This is a genomic window from Collinsella sp. BG-O-102 (assembly GCF_023656745.1).
In the GTDB taxonomy this organism is placed as follows: Bacteria; Actinomycetota; Coriobacteriia; order Coriobacteriales; family Coriobacteriaceae; genus Collinsella.
Window position 1 is genome coordinate 23,481 of sequence record NZ_JAMOKO010000016.1, and the last position, 21,121, is coordinate 44,601.

The window sequence follows — 21,121 nt, forward strand, 5'->3', positions numbered from 1 at the left end:
CTGCGCGACACGTCCGTTTGCTTATGTGTGATAAAGAAGCAATAGAAGTGCAAAAAATTTTGCCGTTCCTATCCGACACTTGGCCATTGTGTCGGATAGGTCGGGCGGTTATTCGGGCAAGTCAATCTTGCCGACAAAGCTGTAATAAATCTCAATGTCCTGCCTGCGGGTGCCGTTCTCATCATAGCTGCACTCATGCACCACAATTTTCTCGATCATTTCCCGCAAGAGAGTGGGGGTCAGTTCTTCAAAGGCAAGGTGCTTGCGGACAATGCCCATAAATTTCTCGGCGTTGACGGTAGGTATCTTTACATTACCTTCTGAAACATATGGCGCACCTTGTCCAGGCGGCTGTTTGGACGGCGGGGCTGGATGACTGGCTTGCCGACAGCGGCCTGATACCCTTTCAGTTCTGTAAGGCATACGCTCTGCCCGTTGGTGTAAAAGGCCAGATCAGTACGGTATGCCTGTATACAGCGGGCGGGAATCTCGCCAGTAAAGACAACTTCATCCTTTTTTACCTGGACCGTTTCGATGGTGGCACAGTATTTCGGTGCATCATGATAAGCCCTGGAAAGATATTCCCGGGGCGCATAGAGGGTGAAGGAGAGATAAGGTTCCAGCAGTTGCGTCCCTGATTCCTTCAATGCCTGTTCCAATACAATCGGGGCCAATGAGCGGAAGTCCGCCGGCGTGCTGACCGGACTGTAATAAAGCCCGTATTCAAAGCAAATCTTACAGTCCGTTACGTTCCAGCCGAACAAGCCCTGCTCCAGCCCGTAACGGATACCATCCCTGACAGCGTTTTGAAAACTCTGGTTCAAGTATCCCAGCGAAACCCGGCTCTCGTATTGTACACCGGAGCCAAGCGGGAGTGGTGTAACAGACAGTCCGATGGATGCCCAAAACGGGTTGGGCGGCACCTCGATATGGATGGTGTGGCTGGCTGCTTTGAGCGGCCGCTCCATATAAATGACGGTGGGTTCCTTTACCACTGTTTCAAGCTTGTATTTTTCCGACAGCAAAGCGGAAACAACCTCCAACTGCACCCGGCCCAAAAAAGAAAGAATGATCTCATGGGTGATGGAATCCACCTCGCAGCGCAAAAGCGGGTCAGTATCCGCAAGTTGCGTAAGAGCGTCCAGCAGCCGTTCTCTTTGCGCTGCCGTTTTCGGCGCAATCGACGTCCGCAGCGTGGGGAGGGGGTCCTCACGCCACCTTTTACGAGGGAGCCGGGTTGGGTCCCCTAATACATCGTTTAACCTCACGCTGTCGCTGGGAAGGATAACAATTTCACCCGGATAAGCGGTGTCTGTCCGAACAATTTCCCCTTTGGATGGAATACGCATCTCTGTGATTTTCAGCTTTTCTCTCCCGGCCAGAGCCACCGTATCCCGCAGGCGCAGCGTTCCGCTGTATAGCCGCAAATAGATGAGCCGCTGGCCACAATCTGTATACTCCACCTTGAAAACGCTGCCGCATAGGGCGTCGCTCCCCTGTTCCCCAATCGGTTGGAACAGCCCTGTCACCGCATCCATCAACGGTTGAATGCCAAGGCCCTTTTTGGCGCTGCCATGATAGACCGGGAACAGGGAGGCGTCTTGAACCCGCCGCTGTTCCTCCTGCGCAAGTTCTTCCCGGCTGATTGGTTCTCCTGCGATATACTTTTCCAATAATTCATCGTTATTTTCGATGACCGCATCCCATGCTTCTATGTCGGTATTTTCCTCCAGGACTATTTCCGGGGACAGCGACACCGTCTGCTTGATGATAATATCGGCGGAGAGCTTATCCCGAACAGACTGATACACGCCCTGCAAATCAACGCCAGCCTGGTCGATCTTATTGATAAAGATAACGGTGGGAATGTCCATTTTCCGCAGGGCATGGAACAGAATACGGGTCTGGGCCTGCACACCATCTTTAGCGGAGATCACCAAGATGGCCCCATCTAAAACAGCCAAAGAGCGGTACACCTCCGCCAAAAAATCCATGTGGCCGGGCGTATCCACAATGTTGACTTTACATCTGTGCCACTGGAAGGAAGTGACTGCCGCTTGAATGGTAATCCCACGCTGCCGCTCCAAAAGCATGGTGTCCGTCCTCGTTGTCCCTTTTTCGACGCTCCCCGGTTCTGAAATGGCTCCGCTGGCATATAGCAGGCTCTCCGTCAAGGTTGTCTTTCCAGCGTCTACATGGGCAAGAATCCCGATATTGATAATGTTCATGTCTATCCTCCATACAAGGCCCAAATGGGCGCAAAAATCCCCAGCGGCTAATACTTTTACCGCTGGGGATCATGACTTCGGACAAACAGAAGTATGACGGCTTACATGAGCCGCTGTCCGTCACGATATTTACTAAAAAGGCAAAAGTATTCTTAAATTGGGTACAAAAACTAAGCCCCTGCAAGGGGCAATCATTTTTGCGCCCATTATCAAATTTTATTTAAGAATACCTTGCCGCATATTTTTTACTCCTTTTCTGGATTAAATCATTGTATCACATCAGTTTTAGGAAAGCAAGTACCTAAAAGAAATTTTTCTTCCCCTTATATGTAACAATCATACCGGCTTCCTAGCGTTCAGAATGTTTTCTGCTGTCTGCTGTGGTGTTTGGTTGGAATTGTCCAACCAAAAGCCGATCCGTGGTGTTGTCTGCATTTTACTAAATACAAATTCAATGTATACAGAAAGATATAAGGAGTGGGAGGGATTCCGCCGTAGTTGGCATTGTAGGAAAATCCAAAAGTTTAGATTTTCCCACAATGCTTATCTTTTGGTCTTTGGTTCGGAATAGTGTAGTGCTGGCGGTCTATCTCTTGTTTTCGGTTGCTTGCTTCCTTACCGTACATGAGCATTGAGAGAAGGAGACAAGCAGATGTTGGGTTACGAAGAAAAGATATAGCGCCTCGAACTGCTCGACGCGGTGGCAGATGCCGGGAGGCTGGCGAGGGGCCTGGACCAGCTGCTCGAGTCCCTGGCTCACGCCGACCAGCTGGACCCGCTCGACGTCGAGGGGGTCCTGGCCCTGAGGTCTATAAGCGAGAGGTGTGCCGAGCGCATCGGCGACGCGGCGCGCATCCTGGAGGCTCAGAACGAGGTCCTCTATGCGGAGGAGCGGGCCAAAGTCAAACCGCGCGATAACTGAGGAACGAAACCCGGTCCGGAAACTGTTCCTTGATTCCGGCCGGATGATCTTCTCCGCCGCCCGGTGTCGCATTGTGTCCGAGCGGCTGATGTCCCCCTATTCCCAGTGCCGCGGCGTACCGCTGCGTTATAATTCAGAAAACGCATTTGTATTGCATTTCGAGGGATAGAGGCGCGAATGTCTAACGGCTATAAGGAGCTCATCAAGGGTAACCCCGGCGAGACCGAGATCAGGAGCTTCCTGGTAAACGGCGACCAGGTATCTGTGACCCTGCGCATCCCCGACACCCTGCGCGACGCGGCGAAGGAGGAGGCTGCCCTTCGCGGCATGAGCTTCTCCGCCTTTGTGCGCACTTGCATGATCGAAGAGCTCGCGAAGAAGGGACAATAGCCCGTGACGGAGCCAATGCACGACATCTCGGTCGAAGGCTTCATAGAGTCCTTCGACCGCCGATACCCGACTTTCATTCTCAAGACGTTGCTGTGCGACCGCACTACGGGGCGCAACATCATATGGGCCGACAACGAATACGAGGCCCTAGGCGACGGCTACATGGGCGATGACGAGATGACCGTCGAGAAGATCACGGGCATGAACTCCGGCGTCATCAAGCCGCGCATCGCCAAAGAGCAGGAGAAGCAATCCCAGCGCACCAAGAGCCGCGCCGAGGTGTTCACCCCGTCATGGCTGTGCAATCAGATGAACAACGACTTGGACGAGGCTTGGTTCGGCCGGCGCGATGTCTTCAACACCGAGATCGTTGCGGATGATGGCGCCAATACATGGACGCCGACTAGTGATCCAATCGAATTTCCAAAGTCAAAGGGACACGGCTGGCGCGCATACGTGGAGGCTACGCGGCTCGAGATCACGTGTGGCGAGGCGCCGTTTGTGTGCTCGCGCTACGACACCGTGACGGGAGACGAGCTACCCGTAAGCGAGCGCGTAGGCTTCCTTGACCGCAAGCTTCGCGTTGTGACCGAGAAGACCAAGACTCGCAAGGAATGGGTGCGCCGGGCCCTCGACGCGCTGCGCGCGACGTACGGCTTCGAGTACCAGGGCGACAACCTGCTTATTGCTCGCGTCAATGTGCTCGAGACGTTCGTCGAGCATCTCCGCAATCGCTGGGGGTCGGGCCCCCAACAGGACGAGCTCGAGCAGGCGGCATGGATCGTTTCCTGGAACTTCTGGCAGATGAACGGCTTCACAGACGCCGTGCCCACCAACAAGATGGGCGCCGAGGTGGAGTCGACCCTGGGGACGTTCGAGGAGCCCGAGCCGGAGCCGATGCAACCGTCGCTTTTCGACCTGTTCGATGACGTATTCCCCGACGAGACAACCGAAGAGACCAAAGAAGAGGAGCCAAGGGAAACGGTTCCCCTCTGCGTGATATACGACTGGCAGAACGGCGAGCCCTTCGAGTTCGCCGCATTGAAAGGTGAGGCAGCAATTATGGGAAAGAAGTTCTATGCGGTAATCGGTAATCCCCATATCAGCTTTCAGTGGCGGAACAAGATTCTGGCAATAAGACCTATGCACCGCCCATCTATCACGAGTTTATGGACTCGGCGTTCAAGGTTTCCGACAAGGTGGAGCTTGTCACTCCCGCTAGATTCCTATTTGACGCCGGCTCAACCCCAAAGGCCTGGAACAGGAAGATGCTTAACGACCCCCATTTCAAAGTGATGAGCTATAAAGCGGATGCGTCCAGCGCCTTTCCGAATACCGACATCAAGGGCGGTGTTGCCGTTACCTATCGAGATGCTGATCGGGATTTCGGTGCGATAGAAGTGTTCACACATTTCGATGAGCTTCGTACCATCAAAGAGAAGGTTGTAAAACATGGCATCCAACCCCTCGGCGATATCATCTTCGCGGCCGATAGCTACCACTTCACTGAAGCCATGCACGAAGACCATCCCGAGATTCGTTATGTTGACGACGACCATGGTCTGTTGAGCAAGAACCACGACTATGACCTTAAGACAAACGTTCTCGACAACCTTAACAATGTAGTTTTCTTTGACGAGATGCCTGGCGACGGAGATAGTTGCATCAGAATCTTTGGCAGAGGTCGCGCCGGAAGAGCTTACAAGTTCATTTCCGCCAGATATATCGCTCCGCATCCGAACCTCGACAAATGGAAAGTACTTGTTCCTGCCGCCAACGGATCGGGCGCGCTTGGAGAAGTGCTTTCTACGCCCTTAATAGGGCGGCCCTTAATAGGGCATACGCAGTCCTTCATAAGCATTGGCAGTTTCAATTCCGAAGCGGAAGCTACGGCTCTCCTCAAATACATAAAATCGAAGTTCGCTCGGACCATGCTCGGAATTCTGAAGATTACGCAGCACAATCCCGCACCAAAATGGAAGTATGTCCCCCTACAGGACTTTACTTCTGACTCCGACATCGATTGGTCGCAGTCTGTTGCTGACATCGACCGTCAGCTCTATGCGAAGTACGGCCTCGACGACGAGGAGATTCAGTTCATCGAATCCCATGTGAAGGAGATGGACTAGCAATGGCGAGCATCGACATCTCCCAGATCATCGAGACCACCGCTCCCGCGGTGCCGCAGATCTATGCCCACACCACGCCCGAGATCGTCCGCCACAACGGCTGGACCAAGATCGGCTACACCGAGCAGGACGTGCGCGAGCGAATCAAACAGCAAACGCACACCGCCGACGTGCAGTGGCATCTGGAGTGGAGCGGCAACGCCACGTGGGAGCACCGTGCGGGCACGTTCCATGACACCGACTTCCACGCCTACCTCGAGAAGCAGGGCGTCGAGCGCGAACCCAAGAAGGAATGGTTCAAGATTAGCGGCGAGGAGTCTCACCAGCAGTTCTACCGGTTCCGCGACACCGACGGCGTGCTGGACGCACCCGGCGCTGCCTCCTACACCCTGCGCGCCGAGCAGCAGCGCGCAGTGGAGCAGACGGGAGCCTTCGCCCGCGCCCATTGGGACGAGGGCGGCGCGCACGGCGGCGAGTTCCTGTGGAACGCCAAGCCGCGCTTCGGCAAGACGCTCACCGCATACGACCTGTGCCGCAGTATCGGCGCGCAGAAGGTGCTCATCGTCACCAACCGCCCTGCCATCGCCAACTCCTGGTACGACGACTACGTGAAGTTCGTGGGCTTGGAGGGCGGCTACCGCTTCATCAGCGGCGTGGACGCTCTGACCGGCAAGCCCTACTGCCTCAGCCGCGAGGAGTACCTGCGCGCCATCCGCAACGACCCGGAAGGCCCCAAGGGGTTCATCGAGTTCGTGAGCCTTCAGGACCTCAAGGGCTCCATCCGCTTCGGCGGCGTGTACCAGAAGCTCGACGAGGTGGCCGACCTCACCTGGGACGTGCTCATCATCGACGAGGCACACGAGGGCGTGGACACCTTCAAGACCGACGTGGCATTCGACCACATCAAGCGCCGCTTCACGCTGCACCTCTCTGGCACGCCCTTCAAGGCCATCGCAAACGAGAAGTTCGCCGACGACGCCATCTACAACTGGACCTATGCCGACGAGCAGCAGGCCAAGCGTGACTGGCCTGCCGACTCTGAGCAGCCGAACCCCTACGCCAACCTCCCCAAGCTCAACCTGCTCACCTACCAGATGAGCGACATCGTCGAGCAGGAGGCCCGCGGCGGCATGGAGATTGATGGCGAGCAGACCGAGTTCGCCTTCGACCTCAACGAGTTCTTCTCGACCAAGCACAACGGCGGCTTCGTGCACGACGCCGACGTGGATAAGTTCCTCGACGCGCTCACCACGCAGGAGAAGTTCCCGTTCTCGACACCCGGGCTGCGCGACGAGCTGCGTCACACGTTCTGGATGCTCAACCGCGTCGACTCCGCCCGCGCCCTCGCCAAGAAGCTGCAGGCGCACCCCGTCTTCAAGGATTACGAGGTGGTACTCGCTGCTGGCGACGGCAAGATCGACGCCGATGACGAGAACGAGAAATCGCTCGACAAGGTACGCCGCGCGATCAAGGACCACGACAGGACCATCACCCTTTCGGTCGGCCAGCTGACCACGGGCGTGACCGTGCCGGAGTGGACCGCCGTGCTCATGCTCTCGAACATGGCGAGCCCCGCACTGTACATGCAGGCGGCCTTCCGCAGCCAGAACCCGTGCCTGTTCGACCTGGGCGGCGGCAACTACGCGCGCAAGGAGAACGCCTACGTCTTCGACTTCGACCCGGCGCGCACGCTTACTATCTTTGAGCAGTTCGCCAACGACCTGTACGGCGAGACCGCGCGCGGCGGCGGCGATGTCGAAACGCGCGAGCGCCATATCCGTCAGTTGCTGAACTTCTTCCCCGTCTACGGCGAGGACGAAGAGGGGCAGATGGTCGAGCTCGACGCCGAGCAGGTGCTCAGCGTGCCGAGGCGCATCCATGCCCGCGAGGTGGTCAGGCGCGGCTTTATGAGCAACTTCCTGTTCCAGAACATCGCGAGCGTCTTCCGCGCGCCGGCAGAGGTCGTGGAGATCATCCAGCGCTTCGATCCCTACGAGCAGGGCAAGGCACAGAACGCCGAGAAGAACAAGGTCGAGATCGATGAGGGCACGGCCGACGAGCTCTCCATCAACGACGAGGGCGAGGTGGAGATTCCCGACGAGCAGGTCGTAGGCAAGGCTGCGGACATCTTCGGGCCGAAGGTCTACGGCGACATCGCCGTCGAATTCTCAGGCCACATGGACGACATCGCGAAAGCCCACGAGGCCGATGACGACGATCGGGTGATGCTCGACAACCTCAAGGAGGCCTTCAAGCAGAGCGTGACCGCGCCTCTGGTACAGGCCGCCAAGGAGAGCTACGGCAGCGAGCTCAAGCCGCGCCAGCAGCAGCAGATCGAGCGCAAGGTCCAGGCGGACGCCGACATCCAACTCAACCGCCAGGTCGGCGACTACCAGATTCAGGCGCGCCGCATCGAGCAGTCGCGCAAGGACGAGCTCAAGGCGGCGACAAGCGAGACCGAGCGCGCCGAGGTGAACAAGCGCCATGACGAGCAGAAAGCGGAGGCGTTCCAGACGCTCGCCCAGAAGCTCGAGGACTCCCGCGAGGAGCTCGTGCAACGCGCCGGCGAGACCGTGGTGCGCGAGGTGGAGACGGCGAAGAAAGAGGACGAGAAGCAGGGCATCGAGGACAAGGTGCGCGCTCATCTGCGCGGCTTCTCGCGTACCATCCCGTCGTTCCTCATGGCCTACGGCGAAGAGGGCACGACGCTCGCGAACTTCGACACCGTGATCCCCGCTGACGTCTTCCAGGACGTCACGAGCATCACCGTTGATGAGTTCCGCTTTTTGCGTGATGGCGGCGACTACACCGATGGCGAGACCGGCGAGGTAAAGCGCTTCGTTGGGCACCTCTTCGACGAGGTCGTATTCAACGACTCCGTGAGCGAGTTCATCAAGCTGCGCGAACGCCTGGCCAATTACTTCGACGAGTCCCAGACAGAGGACATCTTCGACTACGTGCCGCCCCAGAAGACCAATCAGATCTTCACGCCGCGCAACGTCGTGGTTCAGATGGTGGACCTCTTCGAGAAGGAGAACCCGGGCTGCTTCGATGACCCGAGCCACACCTTCGCCGACCTGTATATGAAGTCTGGCCTCTACATCACCGAGATCATCAAGCGCCTGTACCGAAGCGAGGGCATGAAGGCCGCCTTCCCGGACGACCGCGAGCGTTTGGACCACATCCTGGAGCATCAGGTGTTCGGCATCGCGCCCACCAAGATTATCTACGAGATTGCCACCCACTTCATCCTGGGTTTCCACGACGAGGTCGGCCAAGGATGTGACTCTAACTTCGAGCTCGCGGACGCCGCGGAGCTCGCCAAGGAGGGCACGCTGGAGGCATACGTCGAGCGCGTCTTCGGGCCCAAGCTGGGCGAGGCGTAGCGCGTGGCGGAAGTAGTCGACAGCAAACAGGATGGGCGTGCAGAGGCTGCGCGAGCGGCGGTGAGTGCGGCACGGCGTGAGGATACCGAACTTTGCGCCCGTCTAGTCTTTCGCGTCTCGCGCAATGAGCTAAGGCGCGTGGGGATCACCACGCCCATCGCTCTCTACGATGAGCTGAAGCAGGTCTTCTGGAACGCAGACGAGGGCGTCACCCTGGGCGACCACCTCTCTGTCGGGTTCGGCAAGGTCGACCGCCGCCGTCAGGTGCGCGCCTTCGCCGAGCGCCATGCGGACGAGCCCAGAAACGTCGCCGCGAAAGCCTACGAGCGCGAATACGGCTTCAGCGCAGGCATCGCCGCGATATGGCTCGACCTGTTCGCCGAGCCCGCGGACGTGAGCTTCTCGGAGTGGCTTGGCGTCGAGGTCGCTGAATGCCCGACGGGCGCCCCGGCCTCCCGTGCGGATGTGCCCGTAGCGCACGACACCGAGCGCGAGGCACCCACCCTCGAGGGCTTCCTTGCCCGGGAGCTTGCCGGCCGCATCTGCGACGAAGGCCTCGTGCGTCGGCGCTTCGCCTTCGAGTTTCCCGACGATCCGCCCGAAGCGCTCGACCGCGGCATCGAGGATGCGGGCTACTACGAGGACCGCGGCTTGCTCTTCCGAGAAGGGAGCACCCCGAACGACCACTTCACGCGGCTGCTGGCCGAGCATCCGTCTTTCGCGAAGGGCGACGCCGGCTTCGAGAACGCCGTGTGGCAGCACCCCGCCTTCCGCCAGGTGCTGCGCCAGGCGCTTTCGGACCACCGCTTACTTCTCTACGAGGGCGACAGCTACATCTCGTTCTCGCGGCTGCACGACGTGCTAGGCGCGCGCATGGCGGACATCGAGTCGTACGCGCCCGCGGTGAGCGTGGATGCGCCCGAAGGCGAGCCCTTCACCGTGGCGAGCCTGCGCGCGGGCGGCGCCACTCCGCATCCGCTGTACGGGCTGGACATGCCCGACGACTTCTACGAGGGACTGCTCGACGCGGGAGGGCTCCTGCGCAGCTGCACGCTCGCCGGAACCAAGGTGTTCGTCGCCGGAGGCGAGGGGCGGCTTTCCGCAGCCGACCTCATCGAGTGGATCGTCGCCCACCATGAGGGAATCGAGCGCGATGACCTGCCGAGACTGCTCGCGAACGATCTGGGCATCACGTGCCCGGCACCGCTTCTGACGACGACCATTTACAACTCCGACGTCTACTACGACGACATCGGGGACGCATATTACTCATCCATGGAGGCATGGAAGAAGGAGGCACGAAATGAGCTTGCTTGAGGAAGGGATCGCGACTGGCAACGTCCTGCCGACGGGTCGCAAGGAGAAGCACTCCATCGACAACGTGACGCGCGACTTCGACATCTACCGCATCAAGTGCGATCTGCTGTTCTACAACGACCAGAACGACCGCATCGCCACTTGGGTAAGCGAGTACAACTCCGCGCAGGGCGCGGATCTGCTCGCCCTTGGCCGCGACGAGTACAACGGCGTCATCGAGGACTTCATCGTCGAGAGCAACCCCGGCGCGCTCAGGAAGACCGAGAAGAGCATCGCCCTTCGCGGCCAGCTTAGGCCGGGCATCGTGCTCAACGACGGACGCGTCATCGACGGCAACCGACGCCTGACCTGCGTCCGCCGCCTCGCGCGGGCGAACAACGAGGCGGGCTGGTTCGAGGCCGCCATCCTCGACGACGCCACAGGCAGCGACCCCAAGCGCATCAAGCTGCTCGAGCTCGCCATCCAAATCGGCGAAGAGGAGAAGGTGGCGTACGATCCCGTCGACCGCCTCGTCGGCGTATACCGCGACGTGGTTAAGAACCACCTCATAACCCCTGCGGAGTACGGCAACGCGACGGGCATGACCGAGGCGGAGGTGAAAAAACTCGTCGACCGCGCCCAGTACATGGAGGAGTTCCTCGAATTCTGCCAGGCCCCCGAGCAGTACCACCTCGCCCGCGCCCTCAAGGTCGATGGCCCCTTGGGCGAGTTCAGCCGCGTGCTGAAGAAGTACGACAACAGGCGCGACAAACAGCTTGTCAAACGACTCATGTTCGCCAACATGGTGGTGCAGCCCGAGGGCGACATCACCCGATACGTGAGAGACTTCGGCAGCGTGGCAGGCACGGATGCGGAGGCCGACTTCAAGGCCGCCGAGCTGCAGGCCATGTCCGAGCTCCTCGAGAAGATGGGTCCCGACGCCCTCACGCGCGAGAAGGTGAGCGAGCTGCGCTCGGACGGCAACCTCGTCGACGGCTTCAAGCGCGCAGGCGACCGCGCAAGAGAGACCGTGCGCCGCGTCAAGCTCATGGACACGCCCGCCAAGAAATCCGCCGACTGCCTCTCCGAGCTCGAGAAGATCCTTCCCGAGATGCTCGACGTGCTGGGACCCGACGAGCTCGAGAAGGTGCGCCGCAACCTCGTTGCCGTCGCCGACAAGGTGGAAGAGCTGATCGGTGAGATCGATGAGCGCGCCTAGGGCCGTCGTCTGCTACGACGAGGCGCGCCCCGGCATGTACCTGCGCATCGAGGGGCAAGACATCGCCTCGTTCATGGCCTCGGCCGCATGGCGCGCCTGGCTGTACTACCCGGCGAGCGCCGTCGACGGCACCGATCGCGACCGCATCCTACTCGACGGCGGCATGGGCCTTCGCGAGTGCCAGGACATGCTCGAGGCGATCATGGAGGCCGACGGCCACGGCGTCGAGGTCGCGGTTGACCCGAGCTTCGGCGCCTTCGTGAACGCCGGCGAGACCTACATCCGCGAGCGCTCCGAGGTGGGGTTGGCCATCAAGGCGCAGACCGCCGAGGGCATCGCCGACGACCCCCAGCTGGGGCCGCGCTTCCGGGAGTTCCGCGACGTAGTGAACGCCTCGATGGTGCGTCCCCTGCGCGACCGGCAGATGCTCGACGCCTTCTTCATGGCGACGGTTGGGCGCGCGGCCGACTTCTCGGTGCCCGGCGCCGGCAAGACCGCGACGGTGCTCGGCGTGTTCGCCTACCTTCGCCATTTGGGGCTCGCGCGCCGCATCGTGGTGGTTTGCCCCAAGAACGGCTTCGAGTCGTGGGAGAAGGAGTGGGTCGCCACCTTCGGGGATAAGCTGCCTTTGAGCTGCTTCTCGCTGGGAGACCCCGCCATAGCGGCGATGTCGACCGAGCGCAGGCGCAACGCGCTGTCGCTCGACAGCGGCGCGTGCAACCTGTTCACGTTCAACTACGAGTCGCTCTCGGGCTACGTGCGGGAGCTGCATGCCATCATCCCCGACCAGACCCTGCTCGTCTTCGACGAGGTGCACCGGGTGAAGGCCATCGGCGGCAGGCGCGCGGAAGCCGCGCTCGAGGCGGCCGACGGCGCGAAGTTCGTGATCGCCCTTACGGGAACGCCCATCCCGAACACCTACCAGGACATCTACAACCTGCTGCACATCCTGTACCCCGAGGACTACGACACGTTCTTCGGCTACGAGCCGGGCGAGCTCCGCGCGCCCGATGCGGACCTCCAGGCAAGCCTCAACGACAGCCTGGCGCCCTTCTTCTGCCGAACGAACAAGGACGAGCTCGGCGTGCCGCGCCCGGAGCCCGACGAGATCGTGGAGGTCGAGGCGACGCCCGATGAGGACACATTGCTGCGAGTCCTGTACGCGTCTTGCCCCAACGCGCTCGCGAGGATCATACGCACCCTGCAGCTCGAGAGCGACCCCGAGATGCTCTGCTCTGCAGTGGACCCAGGCGACCTCGAGTACGTGCTCGACCAGGTCGGCGATGACTACTCGGATATCGACTACGTCGACTTCTCGCAGACGTTCTACGAGGCCATCGAGCGAAGCCGCCCGAGCTCGAAGCTCGTGGCGTGCGAGCGGCTCGTGGAGCGCATCGTCGCCGAAGGCCGCCCCGTCATAGTATGGTGCATCTTCGTACGCAGCATCAGCAACCTCCGCCGCGACCTCGCCGCCATGGGGATTCCGGCAGAGGCGATCTACGGCGCCACGCCACAGGAAGAGAGACGCGAGATTCTGGACGACTTCCGCGCGGGGCGCTTCAGGGTGCTCGTGACCAACCCGCAGACGCTTGCCGAGTCGGTCTCTCTGCACAGCGTCTGCCACGACGCGGTGTATTTCGAGTACAGCTACAACTTGGTGCACCTGCTGCAGTCAAAGGACCGCATACACCGTCTGGGCCTGCCCGACGACCAGAAGACGCGCTACTACTTCATGCGCGAGAAGTTCATGCGCGACGGCAGGGAGCTATCCCTCGACGCCGTGATCTACGACCGCTTGAAGGAGAAGGAGCAGACGATGCTCGACGCCATCGACCGCGGCTGCCTTGAGGGCGGCTACCTCGATGACGAGGACCTGCGTATCGTCTTCGAGCGCCTGCTGGGAGAAGATGCCAAGAGCCTGGAATACTAAGAGGCCGAACGGCGCACTGACGATATTGGCTCATAAGTAACAACTGCGAAGGAAAGATAGGGCTTTAAGGATGGATGCAGGAAAATCTACGATAAGCGGCGTGTTCAACGGATCGCGCCTGCTCGAAATACCTTTCTACCAAAGGGCGTACGTCTGGGGAGAAGAGCAATGGGAGCGCTTCCTCGGCGACATGGAGTTCGTCACGGCTTCGAAGCGACCTTATTTCCTGGGCTCGATCATCCTGAAGCAAGCCTCCTCCGGCAACACTTGGTCCGAGGTGTCCGAGGTTCGCACAGTCATCGACGGCCAGCAGCGCCTCACGACCATGGTCATCTTCTTCAAGGCACTCTGCGCGAGAATCGACGCCGATAGGCTGTTCGAGCGAGATTTCGTCCTGGAGACCGGCGAAGTCGCCTTGAGACATGGCAAGTACGACCGGCAGGATTTCGAGAAGGTCGTCAGCGCCACGGGCTGCGAACCTGTCGAGGGCTCCTCGTCCATCGTCCTTGCCTACAACTATTTCCTCAAGAACATCGACCCAGAGAAGGTCGACAGGAACACGATCAAGTCGAACGTCCAGTTCGTCTGCATCGATCTCACCGAGGGCGAGGACGAGCAGCAGATATTCGACACCATCAACTCGCTCGGGGTGCGCCTGACGACGGCGGAGCTCCTCAAGAACTACTTCTTCAACCGCGAGAACGAGCAGGCGTTCAAGGAGTGCTGGGAGGACGTCTTCGAACCCACGGCGGAGAAGAGGGAGTATTGGGAGCAGGAGGTCGTTACCGGGCGCATCAAGCGCACGCTCGTCGACCTGTTCTTCGACGCGTTCCTCCAGATCCTGGTTCAGGACAAGAAGCGCGGCGTCACGACCGAGGACAAGCTCTTCTATTCGCGCACGTCCAACCTCTTCCAGTCCTACAAGGACTTCATCGGCAGGTACTGCAACGGAGACAAGGACGAGATCCTCGACAGCATGAAGGCGTATGCCGAGGTGTTCGAGTCCACGTTCGACCCCGGCTACTGCGACGCGGACATCCCCTCCGCTCCCGGCGTCGAGCGCCTGAACGTGCTGATATTCGGCCTCAAGAACTCGACGCTCATCCCGTACGTGCTCTACGTTCGCAAGAACGCGGAGTCTTCGGGCGAGGAATCCGAGGTCTTCGCCCTGCTTGAGAGCTACATCGTCCGCCGAACGCTGGTTCAGGCGACCACGAAGAACTACAACAGGCTGTTCACCTCGCTGATCCTGAACGAGGTGAAGGACGCGGAGACGCTGAGGAAGGCTCTTGAAGCAAACGAAGAGGCGACGACGTACATGCCCGGCGATGACGAGGTTCGAAGGGCGTTCGAGGAATCGTGTCTGTACAACCTTCAGTCCAAGGGCGTTCTCTATCTGCTGGAAAGCGCCATTCGCCCAGGCATGAGCAGCACGGCCCTGCTCGGGTTCAACCAGTACACCCTCGAACACATGATGCCCAAGAAGTGGCGCAACAAATGGGGAGCCCTCGACGATGAGGCTGCCACGCGAAGGGACAGGAAGCTCCTCACGCTCGGCAACCTCGCCATCATCACGCATTCGCTCAACGCCTCCATCCGCGATGCCGATTGGCCCACCAAGAAGCAGGGAAAGGGATACAAGGACGGTCTTGCCCTCTGCGCCGCCGGCCTTGCGACCATGGCCGGCGCCCTGGAGAAGGAGTCTTGGGACGAGGGCGATATCGCCGATCGCGCCGAATGGCTTGCGGACAAGGCGTTGGAGGTCTGGCGTTAAACCTTACATGCGCCCCATCTCGAAGATGCTTGCGGTGTCGGAGCCCGCATCCATGACGGATGTTGTCGGCTCTTCCAAATGCGAGGTTTGCGGTGGCGCTTCCGTCACTGGTGCCTCAACCCCCTCGCCGAGCGCCAGGAAGAACCTCATCACGAGCTCGATCCTCTGCTGCAGGGACTCGCTCAGCTCGCCGTAGGAGGCCGCCAGCCGTACTTCCTTGGACAACTCCGCCATCGAGTCCTTCAACGCCTTCTGCACGCTTACAGAGGGCCTCACCTCGACCTGGGTATCGGTGAGCTTGGCGATGATGTAGTCCTGCCTGCTCATGCCGCTCCAGGCTGCCATCTCGCATATGAGCTTGTGCTCCTCGGGCGTGCAGCGAAACGCCATCGTCTTGCTGCGCTTGCGGGCGCTGTTCTCGCACGGCATCTTGCTTACCCCCTCGCTCCATCGAGCGCGGCGGCCATCTCGTCCTGCTTCGTGGGGAACAGGTGCGCGTAGCGGTAGGTGATGTCCACCGCCTCGTGGCCCATGCGCTCGGCGATGGCCAGCGCGGAGAAGCCCATCTCGATCAGCAGGCTCACGTGGCTGTGGCGTATGTCGTGTATGCGGATGCGCTTCACGCCCGACGCCTTGCACCCGCGCTCCATCTCGTGGGCCAGGAAGTGCTTGGTCACGGCGAACAGGCGCTCGTCGGGGGCGACGTCGTCGCGCATCTCGATGAAGTCCGCCATCTCGTCGCGAAGGAAGGCGGGCATGACGATCGTGCGCACGGACTTGGGCGTCTTGGGGTCGGTCACGGTGTCCACGCCGTGGAGGCTCTGGTACGACTTGTTGATGCGCAGCCGCGAGCTATCCAGCATGAAGTCGGACGGCGTGAGCGCCAGGAGCTCGCCGCAGCGTATGCCCGTCCAGTACAGCAGCTCGAAGGCGTGGAACGACAGCGGCTTGTCCATGACCGCCTCGCTGAACCTCAGGTACTCGTCCTTGGTCCAGAACTGCATCTCGCCGCCCTTCTTCGAGCCTATCTTGTCGACCCTGCGCACCGGGTTGTCGGTGAGGCCGTAGTAGCGCTCGGCGTGGTTGAAGATGGCGTTCAGTTGGTTGTTCACCGTGCGCAGGTACGTCGGCGCCCAGGGCTTCCCGTCGGCGTCCCGGTGCTCGGTGAGCTCGTTTTGCCACCTGATGAGGTCGATCGGCCTCACGTCGCACATGCGCATGTCTCCGAAGAACGGCACGAGCTTGTCGTTGATGATGTACTCCTTGGTGATCCACGTGTGCTCGCGTACGCGCGGCTTCACCTCGGAGGCGTACACCTCGACGAACTCGGAGAACGTCATGTCCATGGCCCCGCCGTTAAGGCTCTTGAACTGGCTCTCCCACACTGCGGCCTCCACCTCGGAGGAGAAGCCGCGCTTCGTCTTGTGGCGCTTCGAGCCGCGGGCGTCGCGGTAGTAGCACTGCACGTAGAACGTGCCGTTGTTGCCATCCTTGTACACGGGCATGTCAGTCCACCTCCGGGAAGTACAGGGCGTCGAAGACGTCGCTCCGGACGCGTCCGCGGATAACCACGCGCCCGCGCGCCTCCTGCTCGGCGTTTATCTTCCTGATCACCTCGTAGGCGCTGCCTTTCTTGATCCTCAGCAGCTCCGCGACCTCGTCGGCGTCCAGCATGTGCGGCCTCGGCGTCTTCGCCACCTTCTCGTCCATGGCTCCTCCAATCAATGGCGTACGAATACGTACGGTTTACAGATTCAGAGTAAACGTACGTATCTGTACTGTCAATAGAATTGCGTACATTTACGTACGCTGATAAGATGTGCTGATACGTAATTCCAGGAGGAGGGCGCATGTCCGTAGGCAAAAACATAAGGCGGTACCGCAAGTCGCGCGGCATGACGCAGGCTCAACTCGCCGAGGCCGTCGGCCTGACCGAGGGGGCCGTGCGCCACTACGAGAGCGGCATCCGCGCCGTCAAGCCCGAGCTGCTCGAGTCCATCTCCGCGGCGCTCGGCGTGTCCGTCAACGCCCTCAAGGACTATGGCGTCGAGACCGCGGGCGACCTCATGTCGCTGCTCGTGCGGCTCGAGGACTCGTTCGGCATCGTTCCCTCCGCCGACGGCACGGGCCTCTCCCTGAACCCCAAGGCTCCGCACGCGCCCAAAGCCGCGACGGCGATCGAGCTGTGGGCAGAGAAGCGCGCGCAGCTCGAGAACGGCGAGATCGACGCCGACGAATACGAGGACTGGAAAGCCTCGCTGTAGCGGCTCCCCGCATTTCGCAACCAGCGCAACCGAATCAGGACGCCAAGCTAGGCGGTGAGCGCCGCTCACGCCTGCGTATGTTGAGTTTTTACTCCCCATTGCATGCAAAGGCATTTTCGGCGCACCTGGGGAGTAAATGACGCGGTGGCTTACATGGCGGCACACGGCGGTACCCCGCGGCATTTCCCCTGATTACTCCCGCTTTCCTTGAGACGGTGAGATTCTTTACTCCCCATTAACGACCTGGGAAAACGCCGCACAGAGACCGTCAAAAGGCCTATTGAGTTCGATTTGAGTTTCAAAGGACCTAAAACGGCCCCTTTTCGTTCTCGGGGACAAAAATCGCGCGTCTACTCACTCGGGATAAATCCTTACTCCCATTCCTCCGAATACCGCCCCGTGCCTTGCCGTCTCGAAACACGGGGAGTAAATCGCGAAATTGCAGGTGAAAGGGAGTAAATAGCCAAAGAAAAAGCCTCCGTTCCGACGCGGGAACAGAGGCTCGATAATCGGATTTACTCACCAATGTCGCTGGCGGCTTTGCCGTGACTCTCGTACAAAACGAAACTCAGCAGCACAGTGCGGCACTCAAAAATACAGGTCAGAACCCTGTCAGACTACTCCCACTCTTTCACATGCGTTTGCAGTGACGCTAATCCAGTTGATTCTAGGTTGGTCGTCAGTCTTGGCCATCTTGCCACCGAATCCCGCCGTGTGTCTTCGCGTAGGCGTTTGGGACAAAACGTGGGACAACGCAGAAAACTTTTCGCCATCGAAGGCCCGCAGTTTCATTTTTGTCTCAGGGACAAAAACAGGCAGGATTACAGGTTGCAGACATCCTGGCTGAGGGCATGGATTCGCCATTTCAGCCCCTCTTCACCCATTTCGAGGAAGGAATCATAGCTAGCGGCTTTATCCCTGCGCGTTTCCGCAGGTCAGAAGTCGTATGCTGTGACCATGACTAGAAGAATCGTTGCTGGGGGCTTGGTATTGAATCAAGGTGCGCCTTATTGCAGATATTCCTCAAAGAACGCTTTCAGCTTTTTAAACGGAATGACGTCCATCTGATCGTAAAGGTCGGTATGGCTGGCGCCGGGGATAATGAGCAATTCCTTGTTGTCCCCCGTCAGCTTGCCGTACGCGGTTTCGCTGAAATAGCGGGAGTGCGCCTTTTCGCCATGCACCAGCAGTACCGCAGAGCGAATTTCGCTGCTGTATTGCAAAATCGGCATATTCAGGAACGGCAGCGAGGACGTCACATTCCAGCCGCCGTTGGAGTTCAGGCTGCGGGGATGATAGCCTCGCGGAGTCTTGTAGTAGGCGTAATAGTCCGCCACAAACTGCGGCGCATCCTCCGGTAGCGGATCGACCACGCCGCCCGCCAGCGCATAGCTGCCGTTTTTATAGTCCTCGGTGCGCTGCGCGTTCAACGCTTTCCGTTTTTCAAAGCGCGCCTGCTTGGAATCCTCGGCGTCAAAATAGCCGTTTGCGGTCACGCGGGTCATATCGTACATGGTCATAGCCGCGGTAGCTTTGATACGGGTGTCTATGGCCGCCGCATTGACTGCCATGCCGCCCCAACCGCAGATACCGATGATGCCGATACGCTCCGGGTCAACGCTTTCCTGCACAGAGAGGAAATCCACCGCTGCGCAGAAGTCCTCGGTGTTGATGTCCGGCGATGCCACATGGCGGGGTGTACCGCCGCTCTCGCCGGTATAGGACGGGTCAAAGGCAATTGCGAAAAAGCCCAGCTCCGCCATTTTCTGCGCATACAGACCGGAGGACTGCTCCTTCACAGCGCCAAACGGGCCGCTAACAGCGATGGCGGGCAGCTTGCCATCCGCGTTCTTAGGCACGTACACGTCGGCAGCCAGCGTGATGCCGTATCGGTTGTGGAAGGTCGCCTTGCTGTGCTCAACCTTGTCGTTTTTGGGGAACACCTTGTCCCATTCCTGCGTCAGTTTCAACTGCTCCATGCCTAAGCCTCCTTGTCAGTCGCTTTAAGGTACTGCTCGTCATTCACGGGCTCCAACCACTCGTTGGAGGCCTCCTCGCCCGGAACCTCCATCGCGAGATGGGAGAACCAGCTGTCGGGCGCCGCACCGTGCCAGTGCTTTACGCCCGCGGGAATATTTACTACATCGCCAGGGCACAGCTCCTGTGCCGGTTTGCCCCATTCCTGATAAAGCCCTCGACCAGCCACGCAGACGAGAATCTGCCCGCCGCCGCTTTTGGCGTGATGGGTGTGCCAGTTGTTGCGGCAGCCTGGCTCGAACGTAACGTTGTAAATGCCGACCTGCTCGGTGGAAAGGGGCGCGAGGTAGCTTTGCCCGATAAAGTACTTCGCAAATGCGTCGTTGGGGGCACCGATGGGAAAGGCCATCTCGTTTTGATGCTTAGCTCTTGCATCAGCGGCATTGTCATCCGCCCAGACCTCCTTCGCCATGCGAAAGGCCGCCCACGCCTTGGGCCATCCCGCATAAAACGCCGCATGCGTAAGGATTTCCGCTATCTCAGCCCTGGTCACGCCATTGTTCTTTGCGGACATCAGATGATATTGAAACGAAGAGTCCGTCAGGCCCTGCGCCATTAGGGCAACCACCGTCACTATGCTGCGATCTCGAAGGGAAAGCCCGTCTTCTCGACTCCATACCTCGCCGAACAGCACATCGTCATTGAGCTGTGCAAATTTGGGGGCAAAGTCCCCCAGGGCATCCCTGCCCGCTGTCTGCTTAATCGTCATGTTTGATTCCTCCTGTCGATGGTTTTGAGTACAAACTGCTTTCGCGCAGCTAAGCCGCGCCTAGATTTCCATGCCCATTCGATGCGCCTGCTCCAGAGCGGGATGCCCGGCGATTTCGCCCACGCCGTTCACGCCGCCGGCGAAAACCGTTCCGGCAAGCGCGCGCCTTTGGCGAAAATCCCTTGCACTCCTTATATATATTGACGAAAATAAAGGTAATACCTAAACCTAACTTTAGGTCAAGGAGTAAATTCGAGATTTGTCCGGAGGAACCATGTACACAATCGGACAGGTGGCGGATATGTTCGGTCTGCCCGTTTCCACGCTGCGCTATTACGACAAGCAGGGATTGTTCCCGGAATTGGAGCGGACATCCGGCATTCGCCGATTCGGCGATACGGAACTCGAGGCGCTTCGGGTCATCGAATGCTTAAAGAAGGCTGGGATGGAGATCAAGGACATCCGGCTGTTCATGGAATGGTGCGCGGAGGGCCCATCGACATATCCCAAGCGCAAGGCCATGTTCGAGGAGCGGAAGGCCCACATGGAATCGGAAATCGCGAACATGAACCGTGCGCTGGATATGTTGAAGTTCAAATGCTGGTACTACGAGCAGGCGATCCAAGATGGCAACGAGGATAGAGTGAAGGCGCTGATTCCCGACGATTTGCCGGAAGAGATCAAAGATACCTACGATAGCGCCCACGCTCAATAATGCCGCCCGATGCTCAAGGGGCTTTGGCAAGGAGTCGTTTAGGCAGACATGCAAAAAGAAAGCCTCCGAACAGAAGGTTCGGAGGCTGTTATTCCCGTCATTTCGCTGATGGCTTTGCTCTA

General features: G+C 59.5%; 16 protein-coding genes and 1 pseudogene. 10 read left to right on the forward strand and 7 right to left on the reverse strand.

Annotation, left to right across the window (positions count from 1 at the left end; all coding sequences use genetic code 11):
- Window positions 1-108 precede the first annotated feature (108 nt).
- On the reverse strand, window positions 109-423 hold the full coding sequence (locus NBH09_RS10125) for a DUF4368 domain-containing protein (RefSeq protein ID WP_430393067.1): 315 nt from the start codon (window positions 421-423) through the stop codon (window positions 109-111).
- On the reverse strand, window positions 309-2,228 hold the full coding sequence (tet(W), locus tag NBH09_RS08270; RefSeq protein ID WP_250787677.1) for a tetracycline resistance ribosomal protection protein Tet(W): 1,920 nt from the start codon (window positions 2,226-2,228) through the stop codon (window positions 309-311). Before tet(W) ends, NBH09_RS10125 begins: the two co-directional genes overlap by 115 nt.
- A gap of 1,099 nt (window positions 2,229-3,327) precedes the next feature.
- On the opposite strand from tet(W), the gene NBH09_RS08275 reads away from it, so the two are divergent.
- The 8 genes and pseudogenes from NBH09_RS08275 (at window position 3,328) to NBH09_RS08305 (ending at window position 15,274) form a co-directional block, all read left to right on the forward strand.
- Window positions 3,328-3,540: a YlcI/YnfO family protein gene (locus tag NBH09_RS08275; RefSeq protein WP_172596416.1), complete on the forward strand. Its 213-nt coding sequence runs from the start codon at window positions 3,328-3,330 to the stop codon at window positions 3,538-3,540.
- A gap of 1,169 nt (window positions 3,541-4,709) precedes the next feature.
- Window positions 4,710-4,784, forward strand: a pseudogene (locus NBH09_RS10130) (hypothetical protein); the annotation flags it as partial.
- Between the two features lie 24 nt (window positions 4,785-4,808).
- Window positions 4,809-5,669 (forward strand): class I SAM-dependent methyltransferase, encoded by an 861-nt coding sequence (locus NBH09_RS08280; protein WP_371736606.1) that lies wholly within the window; start codon window positions 4,809-4,811, stop codon window positions 5,667-5,669.
- 2 nt (window positions 5,670-5,671) lie between these two features.
- Entirely contained in the window at window positions 5,672-9,055 is a 3,384-nt protein-coding gene (locus NBH09_RS08285; RefSeq protein WP_250787678.1) for a DEAD/DEAH box helicase, read from the forward strand.
- Between the two features lie 138 nt (window positions 9,056-9,193).
- Window positions 9,194-10,372 (forward strand): hypothetical protein, encoded by a 1,179-nt coding sequence (locus tag NBH09_RS08290; protein ID WP_101677771.1) that lies wholly within the window; start codon window positions 9,194-9,196, stop codon window positions 10,370-10,372.
- A complete protein-coding gene (locus tag NBH09_RS08295; protein WP_079535895.1) occupies window positions 10,359-11,570 on the forward strand; it encodes a hypothetical protein in 1,212 nt (403 codons plus the stop codon). The genes NBH09_RS08290 and NBH09_RS08295 overlap by 14 nt, the downstream gene beginning before the upstream one ends.
- Window positions 11,557-13,500 carry a DEAD/DEAH box helicase gene (locus tag NBH09_RS08300; protein WP_101677770.1) on the forward strand — a complete coding sequence of 648 codons (1,944 nt, stop codon included), beginning with the start codon at window positions 11,557-11,559 and terminating at the stop codon, window positions 13,498-13,500. Before NBH09_RS08295 ends, NBH09_RS08300 begins: the two co-directional genes overlap by 14 nt.
- Before the next feature lie 70 nt (window positions 13,501-13,570).
- Complete coding sequence (locus tag NBH09_RS08305; protein ID WP_101677769.1) at window positions 13,571-15,274, forward strand: DUF262 domain-containing protein; 1,704 nt, start codon at window positions 13,571-13,573, stop codon at window positions 15,272-15,274.
- 3 nt (window positions 15,275-15,277) lie between these two features.
- Here the strand turns inward: NBH09_RS08305 and NBH09_RS08310 are convergent, their stop codons facing one another.
- From NBH09_RS08310 to NBH09_RS08320, 3 genes are read right to left on the reverse strand one after another with little or no spacing between them, the layout of a single operon-like run.
- Window positions 15,278-15,703 (reverse strand): plasmid mobilization protein, encoded by a 426-nt coding sequence (locus NBH09_RS08310; protein WP_099432718.1) that lies wholly within the window; start codon window positions 15,701-15,703, stop codon window positions 15,278-15,280.
- A 5-nt stretch (window positions 15,704-15,708) separates the two neighbouring features.
- Window positions 15,709-16,779, reverse strand: coding sequence for a site-specific integrase (locus NBH09_RS08315; RefSeq protein ID WP_101677768.1), 1,071 nt, complete (start codon window positions 16,777-16,779; stop codon window positions 15,709-15,711).
- A gap of 1 nt (window position 16,780) precedes the next feature.
- Window positions 16,781-16,984 carry a hypothetical protein gene (locus tag NBH09_RS08320; RefSeq protein ID WP_006681531.1) on the reverse strand — a complete coding sequence of 68 codons (204 nt, stop codon included), beginning with the start codon at window positions 16,982-16,984 and terminating at the stop codon, window positions 16,781-16,783.
- 140 nt (window positions 16,985-17,124) lie between these two features.
- On the opposite strand from NBH09_RS08320, the gene NBH09_RS08325 reads away from it, so the two are divergent.
- Window positions 17,125-17,538 (forward strand): helix-turn-helix domain-containing protein, encoded by a 414-nt coding sequence (locus NBH09_RS08325; protein WP_129423098.1) that lies wholly within the window; start codon window positions 17,125-17,127, stop codon window positions 17,536-17,538.
- A gap of 1,007 nt (window positions 17,539-18,545) precedes the next feature.
- Here NBH09_RS08325 and NBH09_RS08330 read toward each other — a convergent pair.
- Entirely contained in the window at window positions 18,546-19,517 is a 972-nt protein-coding gene (locus tag NBH09_RS08330) for an alpha/beta hydrolase (RefSeq protein ID WP_250787679.1), read from the reverse strand.
- Between the two features lie 2 nt (window positions 19,518-19,519).
- Window positions 19,520-20,284 (reverse strand): carboxymuconolactone decarboxylase family protein, encoded by a 765-nt coding sequence (locus NBH09_RS08335; RefSeq protein WP_161115262.1) that lies wholly within the window; start codon window positions 20,282-20,284, stop codon window positions 19,520-19,522.
- A 259-nt stretch (window positions 20,285-20,543) separates the two neighbouring features.
- Between NBH09_RS08335 and NBH09_RS08340 the strand changes: the two genes are divergently transcribed.
- Window positions 20,544-20,999 (forward strand): MerR family transcriptional regulator, encoded by a 456-nt coding sequence (locus tag NBH09_RS08340; RefSeq protein ID WP_230318629.1) that lies wholly within the window; start codon window positions 20,544-20,546, stop codon window positions 20,997-20,999.
- The last annotated feature ends 122 nt before the right edge of the window (window positions 21,000-21,121 follow it).